At 64.1% G+C, this 16,928-nt stretch carries 11 protein-coding genes; 1 reads left to right on the top strand and 10 read right to left on the bottom strand.

All coding sequences use genetic code 11. The features are described from left to right. Positions 1-21: 21 nt before the first annotated feature. From gltB to pilM, 8 genes are all read right to left on the bottom strand, one after another. A complete protein-coding gene (gltB, locus tag ACIQYU_RS16630) occupies positions 22-4,467 on the bottom strand; it encodes a glutamate synthase large subunit (protein WP_207828294.1) in 4,446 nt (1,481 codons plus the stop codon). A gap of 372 nt (positions 4,468-4,839) precedes the next feature. Then, entirely contained in the window at positions 4,840-6,474 is a 1,635-nt protein-coding gene (locus tag ACIQYU_RS16635; protein WP_207828293.1) for an SPOR domain-containing protein, read from the bottom strand. Between the two features lie 15 nt (positions 6,475-6,489). Continuing rightward, positions 6,490-7,587, bottom strand: a complete 1,098-nt coding sequence (gene aroB, locus ACIQYU_RS16640; protein WP_015272135.1) for a 3-dehydroquinate synthase — start codon at positions 7,585-7,587, stop codon at positions 6,490-6,492. Positions 7,588-7,683: 96 nt separating this feature from the next. Next, entirely contained in the window at positions 7,684-8,202 is a 519-nt protein-coding gene (aroK, locus tag ACIQYU_RS16645) for a shikimate kinase AroK (RefSeq protein ID WP_028698445.1), read from the bottom strand. Positions 8,203-8,206: 4 nt separating this feature from the next. Beyond that, positions 8,207-9,475 (bottom strand): type IV pilus secretin PilQ, encoded by a 1,269-nt coding sequence (locus ACIQYU_RS16650; protein WP_233688152.1) that lies wholly within the window; start codon positions 9,473-9,475, stop codon positions 8,207-8,209. Continuing rightward, positions 9,399-10,415, bottom strand: a complete 1,017-nt coding sequence (locus ACIQYU_RS16655; RefSeq protein WP_233688151.1) for a pilus assembly protein PilP — start codon at positions 10,413-10,415, stop codon at positions 9,399-9,401. Before ACIQYU_RS16655 ends, ACIQYU_RS16650 begins: the two co-directional genes overlap by 77 nt. Further along, on the bottom strand, positions 10,412-10,948 hold the full coding sequence (locus ACIQYU_RS16660; protein WP_233688150.1) for a PilN domain-containing protein: 537 nt from the start codon (positions 10,946-10,948) through the stop codon (positions 10,412-10,414). Before ACIQYU_RS16660 ends, ACIQYU_RS16655 begins: the two co-directional genes overlap by 4 nt. After that, the gene (gene pilM, locus ACIQYU_RS16665; protein WP_233688149.1) at positions 10,945-11,826 is read right to left on the bottom strand and encodes a type IV pilus biogenesis protein PilM; all 882 of its coding nucleotides are present in this window, start codon (positions 11,824-11,826) and stop codon (positions 10,945-10,947) included. The genes ACIQYU_RS16660 and pilM overlap by 4 nt, the downstream gene beginning before the upstream one ends. 194 nt (positions 11,827-12,020) lie before the next feature. Here pilM and ACIQYU_RS16670 point away from each other — a divergent pair, with 194 nt between their 5' ends. Beyond that, a complete protein-coding gene (locus ACIQYU_RS16670) occupies positions 12,021-14,471 on the top strand; it encodes a penicillin-binding protein 1A (RefSeq protein WP_402800992.1) in 2,451 nt (816 codons plus the stop codon). 189 nt (positions 14,472-14,660) lie between these two features. Here the strand turns inward: ACIQYU_RS16670 and ACIQYU_RS16675 are convergent, their stop codons facing one another. Together ACIQYU_RS16675 and ACIQYU_RS16680 are read right to left on the bottom strand one after the other, a co-directional pair. Further along, positions 14,661-15,929: a malic enzyme-like NAD(P)-binding protein gene (locus ACIQYU_RS16675; RefSeq protein WP_063912060.1), complete on the bottom strand. Its 1,269-nt coding sequence runs from the start codon at positions 15,927-15,929 to the stop codon at positions 14,661-14,663. 177 nt (positions 15,930-16,106) lie between these two features. After that, positions 16,107-16,928 carry a thermonuclease family protein gene (locus ACIQYU_RS16680; RefSeq protein WP_233688148.1) on the bottom strand — a complete coding sequence of 274 codons (822 nt, stop codon included), beginning with the start codon at positions 16,926-16,928 and terminating at the stop codon, positions 16,107-16,109.

Below are 16,928 nucleotides of genomic sequence, written 5' to 3' on the forward strand. Positions count from 1 at the left end.
GGCCGCCACTTGCAGCTGTTGTTACTGCGGGTTGGCACGGGTGCTGGACAGCAGTTGCTTCAGGTTGGCTGCCTTCGGCTTGACCAGCCAGAAGCGCCGCACGTAGTCGTCCAGGTTCTCCGAGAGCTCACGCCCCCACTCGCTGCCGGTCTCTTCCACGTACTCGGCAAGGACCCGCGCCAGGTGGCTGCGGTAGGCCTCCATCGCTTCACCACTGATACGCTGGATTTCCACCAGCTCATGGTTGAGCTTGTCGACGAAGGTATTGTCCATGTCGAGCACGTAGGCGAAGCCGCCAGTCATGCCAGAACCGAAGTTGTAACCGGTCTTGCCCAGCACGCAGACAAAGCCGCCGGTCATGTATTCACAGCAGTGATCGCCAGTGCCCTCGACAACAGCGTGGGCGCCGGAGTTACGTACAGCGAAGCGCTCACCAGCAGTACCGGCGGCGAACAGCTTGCCGCCGGTGGCGCCGTACAGGCAGGTATTGCCGACGATGGCGCTGTGCTGGGTTTCGAACGGGCTGCCGGCTGGCGGCACGATGGTGACCTTGCCACCAGTCATGCCCTTGCCGACGTAGTCGTTGGCGTCGCCTTCCAGGTGCAGGTTCAGGCCACCGGCGTTCCACACGCCGAAGCTCTGGCCCGCAGTGCCTTTGAAGCGGAAGGTGATCGGCGCCGCGGCCATGCCCTGGTTGCCGTGCAAGCGGGCGATTTCACCCGACACGCGCGCACCGATGGAACGGTCGCAGTTGCAGATGTCGAGGCTGAACTCGCCACCGGCCTGGTCGCGGATGGCCGGCATGGCCATTTCCACCATCTTCTCGGCCAGCTCGCCCTGGTCGAACGGCGGGTTCTTGTCGACTTCGCAGAACTGCGGCTTGTCCGCCGGGATGTGCGAGCTGCCCAGCAGTGGCGACAGGTCCAGGTACTGCTGGCGCTCGGTGTCGCCCGGCAGCACGTCGAGCAGGTCGGTACGGCCGATCAGCTCGCCGAGGCTGCGCACGCCCAGCTTGGCCAGCCACTCACGGGTTTCTTCGGCGACGAAGGTGAAGAAGTTGATCACCATGTCGACGGTGCCGATGTAGTGGTCCTTGCGCAGCTTGTCGTTCTGGGTGGCCACGCCGGTGGCGCAGTTGTTCAGGTGGCAGATGCGCAGGTACTTGCAGCCCAGGGCGATCATTGGCGCGGTACCGAAGCCGAAGCTTTCGGCGCCGAGGATGGCCGCCTTGATCACGTCCAGGCCAGTCTTCAGGCCGCCGTCGGTCTGTACCCGTACCTTGCCGCGCAGGTCGTTGCCACGCAGGGTCTGGTGGGTCTCGGCCAGGCCCAGCTCCCACGGGGCACCGGCGTACTTGATCGAGGTCAGCGGCGAAGCACCGGTACCACCGTCGTAGCCCGAGATGGTAATCAGGTCGGCATAGGCCTTGGCCACACCGGCGGCAATGGTGCCGACGCCGGCTTCAGCCACCAGCTTGACCGAAACCAGGGCCTGCGGGTTGACCTGCTTGAGGTCGTAGATCAGCTGGGCCAGGTCTTCGATCGAGTAGATGTCGTGGTGCGGCGGTGGCGAGATCAGGGTCACACCCGGTACCGCATAGCGCAGTTTGGCGATCAGGCCGTTGACCTTGCCGCCTGGCAGCTGGCCGCCCTCACCGGGCTTGGCGCCCTGGGCAACCTTGATCTGCAGCACTTCGGCGTTGACCAGGTACTCCGGGGTCACGCCAAAGCGGCCGGTGGCCACCTGCTTGATCTTCGAGCTCTTGATGGTGCCGTAGCGCGACGGGTCTTCACCGCCCTCACCCGAGTTGGAACGCGCGCCCAGGCGGTTCATCGCCTCGGCCAGCGCTTCGTGGGCCTCAGGCGACAGTGCGCCCAGCGAGATACCCGCGGAGTCGAAGCGCTTGAGGATCGCCTCCAGCGGCTCTATCTGCTCCAGCGGCAGCGGCTGGTCGGCCACTTTCACCTTCAGCAGGTCGCGGATCATCGACACCGGGCGCTGGTCGACCAGCGTGGTGTATTCCTTGAACTTGGCGTAGTCGCCCTGCTGCACGGCAGCCTGCAGGGTGTTGACCACATCCGGGTTGTAGGCATGGTATTCGCCACCGTGGACGAACTTCAGCAGGCCGCCTTGCTGGATCGGCTTGCGCGCGCTCCAGGCTTCGGCTGCCAGCAGCTTCTGGTCGCTTTCCAGGTCTGCGAAGCGCGCACCCTTGATGCGGCTGGAAACGCCCTTGAAGCTCAGACCGACCACTTCCTCGGACAAGCCGATCGCTTCGAACAGCTGCGCGCCACGGTACGAGGCGATGGTGGAGATACCCATCTTCGACAGGATCTTCAGCAGGCCCTTGGAGATGCCCTTGCGGTAGTACTTGAAGACTTCGTCCAGGTCACCCAGCACTTCGCCGGTGCGGATCAGGTCGGCCAGCACTTCATAGGCCAGATATGGGTAAACGGCCGAGGCACCGAAGCCCAGCAGCACGGCGAAGTGGTGCGGGTCGCGAGCGGTGGCGGTTTCCACCAGGATATTGCTGTCGCAACGCAGACCCTGTTCGGTCAGGCGGTGGTGCACCGCACCCACGGCCAGCGAGGCGTGCACCGGCAGCTTGCCCGGAGCAATGTAGCGGTCGCTCAGCACCAGCTGGGTCTTGCCAGCGCGCACGGCCTCTTCAGCCTGGTCGGCGATGTTGCGGATGGCCGCTTCCAGGCCGACGCTCTCTTCATAGTTGAGGTCGATCAGCTGGCGGTCGAAGCCTTCGCGCTCCAGGTTCATCAGCGAACGCCACTTGGCGGGCGAGATGACCGGCGAGCTGAGGATCACCCGCGAAGCGTGCTCCGGGGATTCCTGGAAGATGTTGCGCTCGGCACCCAGGCAGATTTCCAGGGACATGACGATCGCTTCGCGCAGCGGGTCGATCGGCGGGTTCGTCACCTGGGCGAACTGCTGGCGGAAGAAGTCGTACGGCGAACGCACGCGTTGCGACAGCACGGCCATCGGCGTGTCGTCACCCATCGAGCCGACCGCCTCCTGGCCTTGCTCACCAAGCGGGCGCAGCACCTGGTCACGCTCTTCGAAGGTGACCTGGAACATCTTCATGTATTGCTTGAGCTGGTCAGCGTCGTAGCTGGCCACGCCCTGGTCGTCGGTCAGGGTCGCCTGGATGCGCAGGGCGTGCTGACGCAGCCAGCGCTTGTACGGGTGGCGCGACTTCAGACGGTTGTCGATGGCGTCGGTGTCGAGGATCTGGCCGGTTTCGGTGTCCACGGCGAAGATCTGGCCCGGGCCGACGCGGCCCTTGGCGATGACGTCCTCGGGCTTGTAGTCCCATACGCCGATTTCCGACGCCAGGGTGATGTAGCCGTTCTTGGTGGTCACCCAGCGCGCCGGGCGCAGGCCGTTACGGTCGAGCAGGCACACCGCGTGGCGGCCTTCGGTCATGACGATACCGGCCGGGCCATCCCACGGCTCCATGTGCATGGAGTTGTATTCGTAGAAGGCGCGCAGGTCGGCGTCCATGGTCTCGACGTTCTGCCAGGCTGGCGGTACCAGCATGCGCACGCCACGGAACAGGTCGATGCCGCCGGTGACCATCAGCTCCAGCATGTTGTCCATGCTCGAGGAGTCGGAACCGACGCGGTTGACCAGCGGGCCGAGCTCTTCGAGGTCGGGGATCAGGTCGTTGGCGAACTTGGTGCGACGGGCCATGGCCCAGTTGCGGTTGCCGGTGATGGTGTTGATCTCGCCGTTGTGGGCGAGGAAGCGGAACGGCTGCGCCAGCGGCCATTTCGGCAAGGTGTTGGTGGAGAAGCGCTGGTGGAACACGCAGATCGCGGTTTGCAGGCGCTCGTCACCCAGGTCCGGGTAGAAGGCCGCGAGATCGCGCGGCATCATCAGGCCTTTGTAGATGATGGTCTTGTGCGAGAAGCTGCAGATGTAGTGGTCGGCGTCGTGGGCGTTGGCCACGGACGAACGGCGACGGGCACTGAACAGCTTGATGGCGAATTCCTGGTCGCTCAGGCCTTCACCGCCGATGAACACCTGCTCGATCTGCGGCAGGCGCTCCAGGGCCAGGCGGCCGAGCACGCTGGTGTCGATCGGCACCTTGCGCCAGCCGACCAGCTTCAGGCCAGCGTTGATGATTTCGCGGTCCATGTTGGCGCGAGCGGCTTCGGCTTTGACCGGGTCCTGGTTGAAGAACACCATGCCGACGGCGTACTGCCTGGGCAGTTCGACGGCAAAGTGCTCCTGGGCCACGGCACGCAGGAACTGATCGGGCTTCTGCATGAGCAGACCGCAACCATCACCGGTCTTGCCGTCGGCGTTGATGCCGCCGCGGTGGGTCATGCAAGTCAGGGCCTGCATGGCGGTTTGCAGAAGGTGGTGGCTCGGTTCGCCCGTCATGTGGGCGATCAGGCCAAAACCACAGTTGTCCTTGAATTCTTCGGGATGGTACAGACCTGTTTTCATAGACACATTCTCACCAGGTTCACCTCTCAACGGAGGTAAATCTCTTTTTTAACAACCACTTACCATCCACGCCGATCAAACGCCAGCTTTTTTGCGGTGGCCATGGAAAACCATTGTTGCACAGCGACAGCGATGCTCACAAATTTTCATGTCTCACCATTGAAAATTTATGTCGCAATTTTGAATGTTTTTGCGCCATGTGCCGTGATAGCGGCTTGGCTCGAGTCTGAAGCGTTTCAGCCATGACTGCAAGTAAGGCTTGTGGCCGGCAGTCCGGGACAGAAAAGCCTGCCGCGCTCAGGCGCAGCAGGCTAGTCGAAAGCTAGAATTCGCTTAGCTACTGGGCGGCGGGGTGATGCCGCCCGGAAGGTATCAGCGGGCCGAGGCCAGCTCTTGTTGGACGCTGGCGACGGTACGTGGCCAAGGTTTACCAGCCTGGACCTTCGCTGGCAAGTTCTTGATTGCCGCAACCGCTGCGTCGCGGTTGGCGAAGTTGCCGTAAGTGACCACGTACAGCGGCTTGCCCTGCAGGTTTTTCTTGAAGTAGCGATAGTCGCCACCCTGGGCCTTGACGAACGCCTGGGCCGAAGCCTCGGAGCTGGTACCCAGGATCTGCACCACGTAATTGCCCGGTTTCTGTCCGGCGTACCAGCCGCTGTTGCCGCTGCCACCGGCCGCTGGCTTCTCGGCAGGCTTGGCGGCCGGCTTGGCCACGGCGACCTGGGTCGGTGCTGGTGCAGGCTTGGCAGGCGCAACCGGTTTGGCAGGCTGGGTTGCGACAGGTTTTGGCGCAGGCGCAACCGGTTGTGGTTGCGGCTGCACTGGCTGGGCCGGCGCCGTGGCTACAGGCTGGGCAGGTACCGGTGCCGGGCCCGCCGGCACACCTTGCGGCGGCGCGATGGTGGTCACGGTTGGCGGTGGGTTGCCAGGCTGCAGGGCAGTATCACCGGCCGGGCTGCCCTCTTCGCCCTCGCCCATGCCCGCAGCCTGGGCCAGCGGCTCGCGCATCACCGGCTGCGACTGGCCAACCAGCGGCAGCGGCATCGGCTGGGACGAACCCGAGAACTCGATAGCCGGGCTGCCACCATTGGCCTGACCCTCGCCAAGCGGCAACTGGGCCTGGGCGGCCGGCGCTTCGGCGGGCGCCTTCTCACCTTTCTTCGGCATCAACACCGCGGCCGCAACGGCGACCACAACCACAGCGGACAGCGCGAGCACATGTTTTTTAGGCATCTTGAACCCCATGGATGGTCGCTTGGCCGTCGAGCGGCTGGCGATCATGGCTTCGATCAAAGTGTCACGGGCGACCTGGTTGATGTTGCCAGGCCAGCCGTCGGAGTTTTCATGGATATCGACGATCTGTTCACGGCTGAACACCTCGATGCCCCGGCCAGCACCTTCCAGGCGCTGCTCCAGGTACTCGCGGGTTTCTTCTTCACTGTAGGGGGCGAGCTCGATGATGTGGAAGCGTTCTTCCTCGACATGGATCTCTTCAAGCCCGGCAATCAGCGACGGCTCACCGAACAGGAACACATGCGGGCGCCCTTCCGGTACCCCCGCTGCCAATTCCAGCAACGCTTGGAGTGCCGACTCGTCGAGTTGTTCCGCATCGTCCACCAGCAAATACACTTCCTGGCCGGTCAGTGCCAGTTGCACCACCTTGGCCAGGATCGCCTGCACTTCGGCCTGGGCCACATCCAGGTTCTGCGCGACCTGGCCCAGTACGCTGGCGGCATCGCTGGCGCCACGGGCGGACACCACCACACTCTGCACCGCCTGCTTGTTGGTGCTGGCCACCAAGGCCTGGCGCAGCAGGGTCTTGCCGCTGCCCAGCGGGCCGCTGACAACCAGCATCAGCTGACTGTAGCGTGCCAGGTGGTGCAGTTGGCCGAGCACGGGCTTGCGCTGGGCCGGGAAGAACTTGAAGCCGGGCACGCGGGGCGCGAACGGATCGTGGCTCAACTGGTAATGGTCGAGAAAGGCCTCATCGGCATGCAAACTGGTCATTGCGCTGTCACAACCTCAAAGCTGGGCCACGATCGCGCGGTAATCCGCCGACAACGTGGCCTGTAGAATCTCTTTCGGATAGTCGTCGGTCACCACGGCCTCGCCCATCTGGCGCAGCAGCACCAGACGCAAACGACCATCGAGAACCTTCTTGTCGACCGCCATGTGCTCCATGAAATGCGCCGGGGTCATTTCCTGTGGTGGCACCACCGGCAAACCTGCGTCCTGCAACAGGCGGATTCCGCGATCGCGCTCGGCCTGGTCGATCCAGCCAAGGCGCATGGACATCTCCAGGGCCATTACCGTGCCCGCCGCCACGGCTTCGCCGTGCAGCCACACGCCATAACCCATGTGGGTCTCGATGGCATGCCCGAAGGTATGCCCCAGGTTCAGCGTGGCGCGCACGCCAGACTCGCGCTCGTCGGCACCCACTACCGCGGCCTTGGCCGCGCAGGAGCGGCGGATGGCTTCGGTCAGCGCCACCGGGTCGAGGGCACGCAGCGCCTGCATATTGTCCTCGAGCCAGGCGAGAAACGGCTTGTCGCAGATCAGGCCGTACTTGATCACTTCGGCAAGGCCTGCGGACAGCTCGCGTGCCGGCAGGGTCTTGAGGCTGGTGGTATCGATCAGCACCGCATTGGGCTGGTAGAAGGCACCGACCATGTTCTTGCCCAGCGGGTGGTTGATGCCGGTCTTGCCGCCGACCGAAGAGTCGACCTGGGACAGCAGGGTGGTCGGCACCTGGATGAAGTCGACGCCGCGCTGGTAGCAGGCGGCAGCGAAGCCGGCCATGTCACCGATCACGCCGCCACCCAGGGCGACCACGGTGGTGCGGCGGTCGTGCCGCGCAGTCAGCAGGCCATCGAAAATCAGTTGCAGGGTTTCCCAGTTCTTGTGGGCTTCGCCATCGGGCAATACCACCGGCAGCACCGAATAGGCACCCAGGGTCTTGCTCAGGCGTTCGAGATACAGGGGCGCGACGGTCTCGTTGGAAACGATGGCAACCTGCCGCCCGGCGATGTGCGGCGCCAGCAGCTCGGGCTGGTCCAGCAGGCCTTCGCCAATGTAGATCGGGTAGCTACGCTCGCCCAGGTCGACTTTTAGTGTCTGCATGTATCCCCACAATGTACTTGGGCGCGACGCCGTTCAGGCGCCCACGCGGTAACGTTGAACCTCGCCTCGGCGCTGGGGGCCGAGAATAGTCCCGGGCTAACGGGGCGGCAACTGCTGCAAGCGCTCGAGAATATCGATCACCACCATGCGTGGTGGCCGCTCGTCGGTTTCTACTACCAAGTCGGCGATCTCGCGGTAGAGCGGGTCGCGGGCTTCCAGCAGGGCGCGCAAGGTCGCCTCGGGATTGGCCGTGCGCAGCAGGGGGCGATTGCGATCGCGTGCGGTACGGCCAACCTGCTGTTCCACCGAAGCATGCAGGTAGATCACCCGGCCACCCTGATGCAGCGCCTGGCGGTTGGCTTCGCGCATTACCGCACCACCGCCGGTCGCCAGGACCACGCCGTCGAGTGCGCACAGCTCGGCGATCATCGCCTGCTCACGGTCACGGAAACCCGGCTCGCCTTCCTTGTCGAAAATCCACGGGATGTTGGCGCCGCATCGCAGTTCGATTTCCTTGTCGGAATCCTTGAACAGCAGGCGCAGCTCTTTGGCCAATAGGCGTCCAATGGTGCTTTTACCAGCGCCCATGGGCCCCACAAGTATCAAATTTCGCACAGAATCAACGACTCACAGCAATCGCCTGGTCATTCATGATACGCGGAGTCAGGAAGACCAGCAGCTCGGATTTTTTCTCTTGTAATGCATCGCGTCGAAACAGCCGCCCAACATACGGCAGATCGCCGAAAAATGGCACCTTGTCGACCACATTGTTTTGCGAGGTCGAGTACACGCCACCGATCACGATCGTTTCGCCGTCCGCCACGCGAACCCTGGCATTGACCTCGTTCTTGCGGATCGGCGGTACATTGTTCAAGGCATTGACGTAATCCGGCTCGTCCTTGGTCACCCTGACGGTCATGATCACCTTGTTGTCCGGAGTGATCTGCGGGGTCACCTCCAGCGACAGCGAGGCTTCGCGGAACGCGACCGAGGTGGCGCCACTCTTGCTGGTTTCCTGGTAAGGCACCTCGGTACCCTTGAGGATCCTGGCCGTTTCCTTGTCGGCAGTGACGACCTTGGGCTGCGAGATGATCTCGCCATTGCCGCTCTTTTCCATGGCACTGAGCTCCAGGTCGAGCAGCACGCCGCCACGCAGCAGGCCCAGGCCGATGCTGCTGCCCACGCGCTCCACTCCAAGGTCGACGAACAAATCCTTGCCCGGCCGCGGGCTTTCAACGTACAGCGGCCCACCCCAACGCACCCCCAGGTTCTTCTCGTAATCGACGTTGGCCTCGACGATACGTGCCTCTATTGCCACCTGGCGCACCGGCACGTCCAGCTGCGCCACCAGTTTCCGCAACTCGGCAAGGCGGTCGGCGGGCTGGTATACCACCAGGGTATTGGTGCGCTCATCGACACTCAGGCTACCTCGCCCGGTGAGAATACCGTCGTCCGCCAGGCTCGCCAGCAGCAACTCCGCCAGCTCGCCGGCGTTGGCATGATGGATGGGCAGCAGTTCCCGACGCAACGGCTGCAACTGCGCATCCAGCGCCTGCCCCATGCGGGCATCGACAGACTGCGCGGCAAACTCGGCCGCAGGCGCCACCAGCAGCACATTACCCTCCTGGCGCCGGGCCAGGCCCTTGCTGCGCAGCACCAGGTCCAGCGCCTGGTCCCACGGCACATCCTGCAAGCGCAAGGTGACGCTACCCTGCACGGCATCGCTGGCGACCAGATTGACGCCGGCATAGTCAGCCAGCACCTGCAGCAGCGAGCGCACTTCCACATCCTGGAAGTTCAGCGACAGCGGTTCACCCTGATGAGGCGTCGCCAACGCCAGCGGGATCGGCAGCACCGCTGCCAGCGCCCATTTCTTCAATGTTTTCATCGTGGTCCGGGGCCTCCTTGCCCAGGCGCTTTGCGAGGGTGATGAACGCCGTGCGCTCGTGCCACACCCCTGCCATGAACAGCCGTTCGCGTACTTCGACCTGGCTTTGATCAACCTTCGCCACCACCCCCAGATCACGCCCGACCCGGTCCCCAGGGCGCACGCGATAGAGCCTGCCAGCAGCCACCAGCAGTGCTTCGTGTTCCTCCCCACGCGACAGGCTGCCAACCATCTCCAGTTGCGCCAAAGGCACATTGGCCAGCCCGGTGCCCGTCAATCGCGTCGCACCGGGCGCAAACGGGTCGACTGCGGGCGCTGCGGCCATGCCCCTGGCAGGCATGCGCGCAAGTGCAGCGGGCGCCGGCGTGGGGGCCAGCGCCTGATAGGCATCAACCCGCAACTGCAGGCGCAGCAGACCAGGCTGGCCAGCGACCGCAGCCAGCTGCAGGTCACCGCTGCGCAACACGCGCGCCTGGCCCAACCAATCGCCCAGCCACTGGCGCAAGGCCGCATAACGCCCCACCACCTGTAGCTCCAGCGGTACCTTGCGCAAACCGGCCTGTTGTTCGTCTTCGTGCACATCGAACCGCTCGATGAGCAAACCATGCGCATGCCCCGAAGCCGCCAGGCGGTCGAGCAGGTCGCTCATGTCCTCTCCGGCGGCCAGGTGCCAGTGCGCCTCCTGCAAGCGTTGCTCGGCAATGGCCACGGACGCCTGGAGCTGCTCCAGTTCGGCCAGCTGCACCGCACTGGCTGCCTGCTGTTCGTTCAGCTCTATGTACCGGGCCTTCTCGTGCGCCTGCTGCTGCAACACTGCCGGCAGACGTATCGCGCAGCCCAGGCCGAATAACGCCACGGCCACCAGCACTGGCGCCAGCTGCCTGAAGCGTCGGGAGCGCTCGGCCACGGCCAGCCAGCCGAGTACCAATGCAGCATTCACAACCAGAACGCCGAAAAACGCGCGCCCAGCAGGAATTCATCGCCGCCCGGCAGGCTCCTGATGCGCCTGAGTTCCAGACCGAACAACACATTCGAGCGGCTCAGGTCACGCATGAACTGCGCTACCACGGCACCGGACGTGGCCAGCCCGGTCATCTGCAGGCGGCCGTTTTCAAGGCTGAGGTCGAGTAGCTGCACACCCACTGGCAACGCCCTCTCGAGGTCGGCGAACAGCCCGGCCAGCACATCCTGATGGGCGCGCAGGCCTTCCAGCGTGGCCGTGCGAGCCAGTAGTGCCTGGTGCTGCGCACGCACCTCGGCCAGCGGCTGCAATTGCTCGCCCAACACCTCAAGGGCTGCCTGGCGCTGGGTGTTGGCCAGCGCCTGCTGCTGCCCGCGCTGGCGGGCCAACTGGTCGACCAGCATCACGGCACACAGGGCCAGCAGCGCACCGGCGACCAGCTGCCTGCGAAAACACCGCAACGCCGCCTGACGCTGCCGTTCGCGCCAGGGCAGAAGATTCAGCCGCATCATCGGCGCAACCCTCCAAGCGCCAGGGCGCTCGCCAGGATCATCGCGCCATCGAGGTGCTCCAGGCCTGCCAGGTCGGGCACCAGGCGACACGGCAGGTTCAACCGGGAGCCCAGGTCCTGCAGCCGGCCCGCCTCTATCGGCGAACGACTGGCGACCAACAGGCAATCGGGCAAAGACTCATTGGCGAGCAGGTCCTGCAGGCGCTCCGGCAGCGCCCCCGATATCGTCGACATGCCCAGGCTCAGCTCACGCCGTTGCTGCGGCCAGCCCGACTGCCAGCTATAGAGGGTGGTGCTGTGCGCCTCGATACGCAGCAACGCCGCGCCCTGATGACTGCCCTGCGGCAGCATGCGACCCAAGGCAATGCTGTCAATCTCCACGGCCTCCAGCTGCAACCCGGCCTCCTCGACGACGGCTTCAAGTGGCGCCAGCGCACTCTGCCGACACGCAGCCACCATCACCTCGGCGCAACCTGGCTGGTCACGGGAGCCCCCCATGACCTGAAAATCCAGGGCCAGGTCTTCCAACGGAAATGGGAATAGCCGTTCGGCGTCAGCCAGCAGCTGCGCCTCCATCTCTGCTCCGCCCTGTTCCACTGGCAAGTGGCACAGCTTGCAGATCACCTGGTTGGCCGGCAGCGCCAGCGCTACCCGGCGCTGCCTGAGGCCGCTGCGTCGATAGGCACGCCTCAAGGCAGCCACAACGGCGGCAGGCTCTGCTACCCAATCACTGCCAGCCGGTGATTCGAACGGCTCTTGTAACGACACAAGCACCCTGCAGCGTCGGTTATGCCGCTGCAGTTGCACCATCCGAACGGTGTCAGGGGCAATTTCCACCCCCACGAGTGAACCGGCATCCTTGCCGAAGCGTCCTAGCATCGTGGCATCCTTGTTGTCTGTCGCAGCTATCTGCCTCAACCCCGCGCCAACACTGGGCCACGCAGGCCCATCGAGGCGACGGGCAGCCTGACCGGTAACCCGGAGAGGCGAAAAAATGCTTATAATGCCCAGCGTTTTCTGGTCCGCCGGACCTGCACGCAATCCACTCCCAACCTGGACACCGAAAAGCCTTGATACGCCTGCTGAAGTTCTTCTGGTGGTCTTCCGTCGCAGTCATCTGCGCGCTCGTACTCGGTGTGAGCGGTGCGTTTCTGTATCTTAGCCCCAGCCTGCCCTCGGTCGAATCGCTCAGAAGCATCCAGTTGCAGATCCCCCTCAGGGTGTACAGCAGCGACGGCAAGCTGATTGCCGAGTTCGGCGAAATGCGTCGCTCACCAATCCGTTTCGCGGAAATTCCCCCACAGTTCATCCAGGCGCTTCTGTCGGCCGAGGACGACAATTTCCTCAACCACTACGGTGTCGACCCCAGCAGCCTGATGCGCGCCGCGACCCAGCTGGTGAAAACCGGGCATATCCAGACCGGCGGCAGTACCATCACCATGCAGGTGGCGAAGAACTTCTTCCTCACCAGCGAGCGCAGTTTCTCGCGCAAGACCAACGAGATCCTGCTGGCCCTGCAGATCGAGCGTGAGCTGACCAAGGACGAGATCCTCGAGCTGTACGTGAACAAGATCTACCTGGGCAACCGCGCCTACGGTATCGACGCCGCTGCACAGGTGTACTACGGCAAGTCGATCCGCGACGTGAGCCTGGCGCAGATGGCGATGATCGCCGGCCTGCCCAAGGCACCTTCGCGCTTCAACCCGCTGGCCAACCCGGTGCGCGCCAAAGAACGCCGCGACTGGATCCTCGGCCGCATGTACAAGCTGGGCAAGATCGACGAAGCCAGCTACCAGGCAGCCTTGGCCGAGCCACTCAACGCCAGCTACCACGTGCCCGCACCTGAAGTGAATGCGCCTTACATCGCCGAAATGGCCCGTGCCGAAATGGTCGGCCGCTACGGCAGCGACGCCTATACCGAAGGCTTCCGCGTTACCACCACGGTGCCCAGCGACATGCAGGAAATGGCCAACAAGGCCATCCTCAACGGCCTCTCCGACTACGACGAGCGCCACGGCTATCGCGGCCCCGAAGCACGCTTCCCGGGCCGCACCCAGGCGGTCTGGCTGCAGGAACTGGGCAAGCAGCGCAGCCTAGGCGGCCTGGAACCGGCCATCGTCACCCAGGTCGAAAAAAACGGCCTCAAGGTGCTGACCCGCGCTGGCCAGGAAGAGCTGGTTGCCTGGGACACCATGAAATGGGCGCGCCCGTTCATCAACAGCAACTCCCAGGGCCGTGCGCCGCAGTCACCGGCGGACGTGGCCCAGGTCGGCGACCTGGTGCGCGTGCAGCGCCTGGAGGATGGCAAGCTCAAGTTCAGCCAGGTACCTGGGGCGCAGAGTGCACTGGTCACCCTCGACCCCTACAACGGCGCCATCCGCGCCCTGGTCGGCGGTTTCTCGTTCGAACAGAGCAACTACAACCGCGCCATGCAGGCCAAGCGTCAGCCGGGCTCGAGCTTCAAGCCGTTCGTCTACAGTGCCGCCCTGGACAGTGGCTATACCGCATCCAGCCTGGTGAACGACGCACCGATCGTGTTCGTCGACGAGTACCTGGACAAGGTCTGGCGGCCGAAGAACGACACCAATACCTTCCTTGGCCCGATCCGCATGCGCGAGGCGCTGTACAAGTCACGCAACCTGGTGTCGATCCGCCTGCTGCAGGCCATGGGCGTGGACCGCACCATCGACTACATCGCCAAGTTCGGCTTCAACAAGCAGGACTTGCCACGCAACCTGTCGCTGGCACTGGGCACCGCCACCCTGACCCCGATGGAAATCGCTACCGGCTGGAGCACCTTTGCCAACGGCGGCTACAAGATCACCCCGTACCTGATCGAGCGCATCGAAAGCCGCAGCGGCGAGACGCTGTTTACCGCCAACCCGGCCCGGGTACCGCAAGGAGCCGAGGACCAGGCGGGCCTGGCAGCGCCCGAACAGCCGATCAGCACCGCAGCCATGCCGGGCGAGGCACCCGCTGCCTTCAGCCAGGTGGCGTCTGCACCGCAAGCGCCGGCGGTGGCCGAGCAGATCATCGACGGGCGCACCACCTACATCCTCACCAGCATGCTGCAGGACGTGATCAAGCGCGGTACCGGTCGCCGGGCGCTGGCCCTGGGCCGTACCGACCTGGCAGGCAAGACCGGTACCACCAACGAGTCCAAGGACGCCTGGTTCTCCGGCTACAACGCCGACTACGTGACTACCGTGTGGGTTGGTTTCGACCAGCCCGAAACCCTGGGCCGCCGCGAGTATGGCGGCACCGTGGCGCTACCGATCTGGATGAGTTTCATGGGTGCGGCACTCAAGGACAAGCCTGAGCATGCGCCTGCCGAGCCGGAAGGCATCCTCAGTCTGCGCGTCGACCCGGTCAGCGGCCGTGCCGCTTCGCCGAGCACGCCGAATGCCTACTTCGAGCTGTTCAAGGCCGAGGACTCGCCGCCGTCGGTGGACGAACTGGGCACTGGCGCAGCACCGGGCAGCCCGCTGCCGGCGGATGAAGCGGCACCGATGGATCTGTTCTAAGAGCCCTCGAAGGCAACACCGACCCTGTGGGAGCGGGCATGCCCGCGAACACCGGCGTAGCCGGTGCCAGCCTCCGCGCTGGATTCTTCGCGGGCACGCCCGCTCCCACAAAGGCCGCGCCAACCCCACCGGCAAACAAAAAGCCCCGGCTCATGCGAGCCGGGGCTTTTTTGTGTCGCCAGGCAGCAATCAGCCTTTGAACACGTCATCCACGCTGGTCAGCGGGTAGTGCTTCGGATACGGCAGGGTAGCCACGCCGGATTCGATGGCGGCCTTGGCCACAGCGTCGGAAACGACGGTGATCAGGCGGGCGTCCAGCGGCTTCGGAATGATGTACTCACGGCCGAACTCCAGAGCCTGTACGCCGTAGGCGTCGCACACTTCCTTCGGCACTGGCAGCTTGGCCAGGTCTTTCAGGGCGATGGCGGCAGCGATCTTCATTTCTTCGTTGATGCGCTTGGCGCGAACGTCCAGGGCACCACGGAAGATGAACGGGAAGCCCAGTACGTTGTTGACCTGGTTCGGGTAGTCGGAACGACCGGTCGCCATGATCACGTCGCTGCGAGTGGCGTGAGCCAGCTCTGGCGCGATTTCCGGGTCCGGGTTCGAGCAGGCGAACACGATCGGGTTGGCAGCCATCGACTTCAGGCCTTCGGCGCTCAGCAGGTTCGGGCCGGACAGGCCTACGAACACGTCGGCACCGTCGAGGGCGTCAGCCAGGGTGCGCTTGTCGGTGGCGTGAGCGAACTGAGCCTTGTACTGGTTCAGGTCGTCACGGCCAGCGTGAATCACGCCGCTGCGGTCGATCATGTAGATGTTCTCGACCTTGGCACCCATGCTCACCAGCAGCTTCATGCAGGAGATGGCCGCAGCGCCGGCACCCAGGCAGACGATCTTGGCGTCTTCCAGCTTCTTGCCGGCGATTTCCAGGGCGTTGATCATGCCGGCCGCGGTCACGATGGCGGTACCGTGCTGGTCATCGTGGAATACCGGGATGTCGCACTGTTCGATCAGGGTGCGCTCGATTTCAAAGCACTCAGGTGCCTTGATGTCTTCGAGGTTGATGCCACCGAAGGTGATCGAGATGCGGCGAACGGTGTCGATGAACGCTTGCGGGCTTTCCGATTCGACTTCGATGTCGAACACGTCGATACCGGCGAAACGCTTGAACAGAACACCCTTGCCTTCCATGACCGGCTTGGAAGCCAGTGGGCCGAGGTCGCCCAGACCGAGGATGGCGGTGCCATCGGAAATCACCGCAACCAGGTTGCCTTTGCCGGTGTATTTGTAAGCCAGCTCTGGATCACGGCCGATTTCGCGCACGGGCTCAGCAACACCTGGGCTGTAGGCCAGGGCGAGGTCACGGGCGGTGGCAGTGGGCTTGGAGAGCTCGACGCTCAGTTTCCCCGGACGAGGTTGAGCGTGGTATTCGAGAGCGGCGGTTTTCAGGTCTGACATGGTGGGCATTCCGCTATTTACTGTTCTGACGGACCGCCGAGGATACGCAAAGAGCCGGGGAGTCACAAGACTGGTCGGTCACTTGTGTCAAGGCCTTTAGCCTACGACTTTACGCTATAACCCACGGGGCATACGGCTCACAGTGTGTACAATCTAATAGCGAAATGTCTACATCTTTTAGCCTGAAATGCGCTCCAACATGCTCGGATCGGTCAACGGCAACACCCAGCGTCGCTGCCCGGGTTTGAGGCCGCCCTTGCGGGAACGATCCAGCACCCAACCACGCGCTTCGACCTGGCGTCCCTTGAGGTTATCGAAGAAGCTGGCGGGGAAGTTGCGTTGCAGACGAGCGGGAACCTGCAGCACCACAGCACTGTCCAGGGTCAGCCAGACCCCGCCCCGGTTGCGCTCCACGCCTTCGATGCGGCCTGCAATGATCGCGAAACCCGACTGCCTCACATCCCCAGCACGCACCACCGGCGAACGGCGCCACAGTCCGCTGCCAGCCTTGCGCGCTGCCTGCTCGGCAAGCTGTTGGCAAGCGCTGAGGCGCACATTGGGGGCAACCGCCACACGATAACCCAGGCCCTCGCTGAGCAATTGCGCTTCCAGATTGTCGCCATTGCGGCCGTAGATGTGCGCCAGCGTACGGCCGTATTTGTCCCTGGCCTCGATGCCCGGCACCAGCCCGACACGCCCGTCACTGGCCTTGACCAACGCTTGCAGGCGCTGCCTGGCGGCCTCGGCATAGGGCTCGCTGGTGCGGCCGTTGCGGCCGATTTCCGGGGTATTTATGCCGATCAGGCGCACACTGCGGCCATCGACCAGGCGCAAGGTATCGCCATCCACCACCTGGCGTACCGCCACCTGCTGCATTTGCTCTGGCAGTGGGCAGAACGCCAGGGCCGGGACATGCCAGATGACGCCCATAAAAAAAGCGCCCACAAGGGGCGCTTTTTTCAGCAGCAACGCGAAGCCCGAAGGATTCGCCATGCGCAT

Origin of the sequence: Pseudomonas sp. NPDC096925 (assembly GCF_044762545.1) — a bacterium.
Classification (GTDB): Bacteria; Pseudomonadota; Gammaproteobacteria; order Pseudomonadales; family Pseudomonadaceae; genus Aquipseudomonas.

Bases quoted from the DNA above. Each gene is read 5' to 3' on its own strand.
- gltB (WP_207828294.1), bottom strand. From the start codon at position 4,467: ATGAAAACAGGTCTGTACCATCCCGAAGAATTCAAGGACAACTGTGGT.
- ACIQYU_RS16635 (WP_207828293.1), bottom strand. From the start codon at position 6,474: ATGACCAGTTTGCATGCCGATGAGGCCTTTCTCGACCATTACCAGTTG.
- aroB (WP_015272135.1), bottom strand. From the start codon at position 7,587: ATGCAGACACTAAAAGTCGACCTGGGCGAGCGTAGCTACCCGATCTAC.
- ACIQYU_RS16650 (WP_233688152.1), bottom strand. From the start codon at position 9,475: ATGAAAACATTGAAGAAATGGGCGCTGGCAGCGGTGCTGCCGATCCCG.
- ACIQYU_RS16660 (WP_233688150.1), bottom strand. From the start codon at position 10,948: ATGATGCGGCTGAATCTTCTGCCCTGGCGCGAACGGCAGCGTCAGGCG.
- pilM (WP_233688149.1), bottom strand. From the start codon at position 11,826: ATGCTAGGACGCTTCGGCAAGGATGCCGGTTCACTCGTGGGGGTGGAA.
- ACIQYU_RS16675 (WP_063912060.1), bottom strand. From the start codon at position 15,929: ATGTCAGACCTGAAAACCGCCGCTCTCGAATACCACGCTCAACCTCGT.
- ACIQYU_RS16680 (WP_233688148.1), bottom strand. From the start codon at position 16,928: ATGCGCATGGCGAATCCTTCGGGCTTCGCGTTGCTGCTGAAAAAAGCG.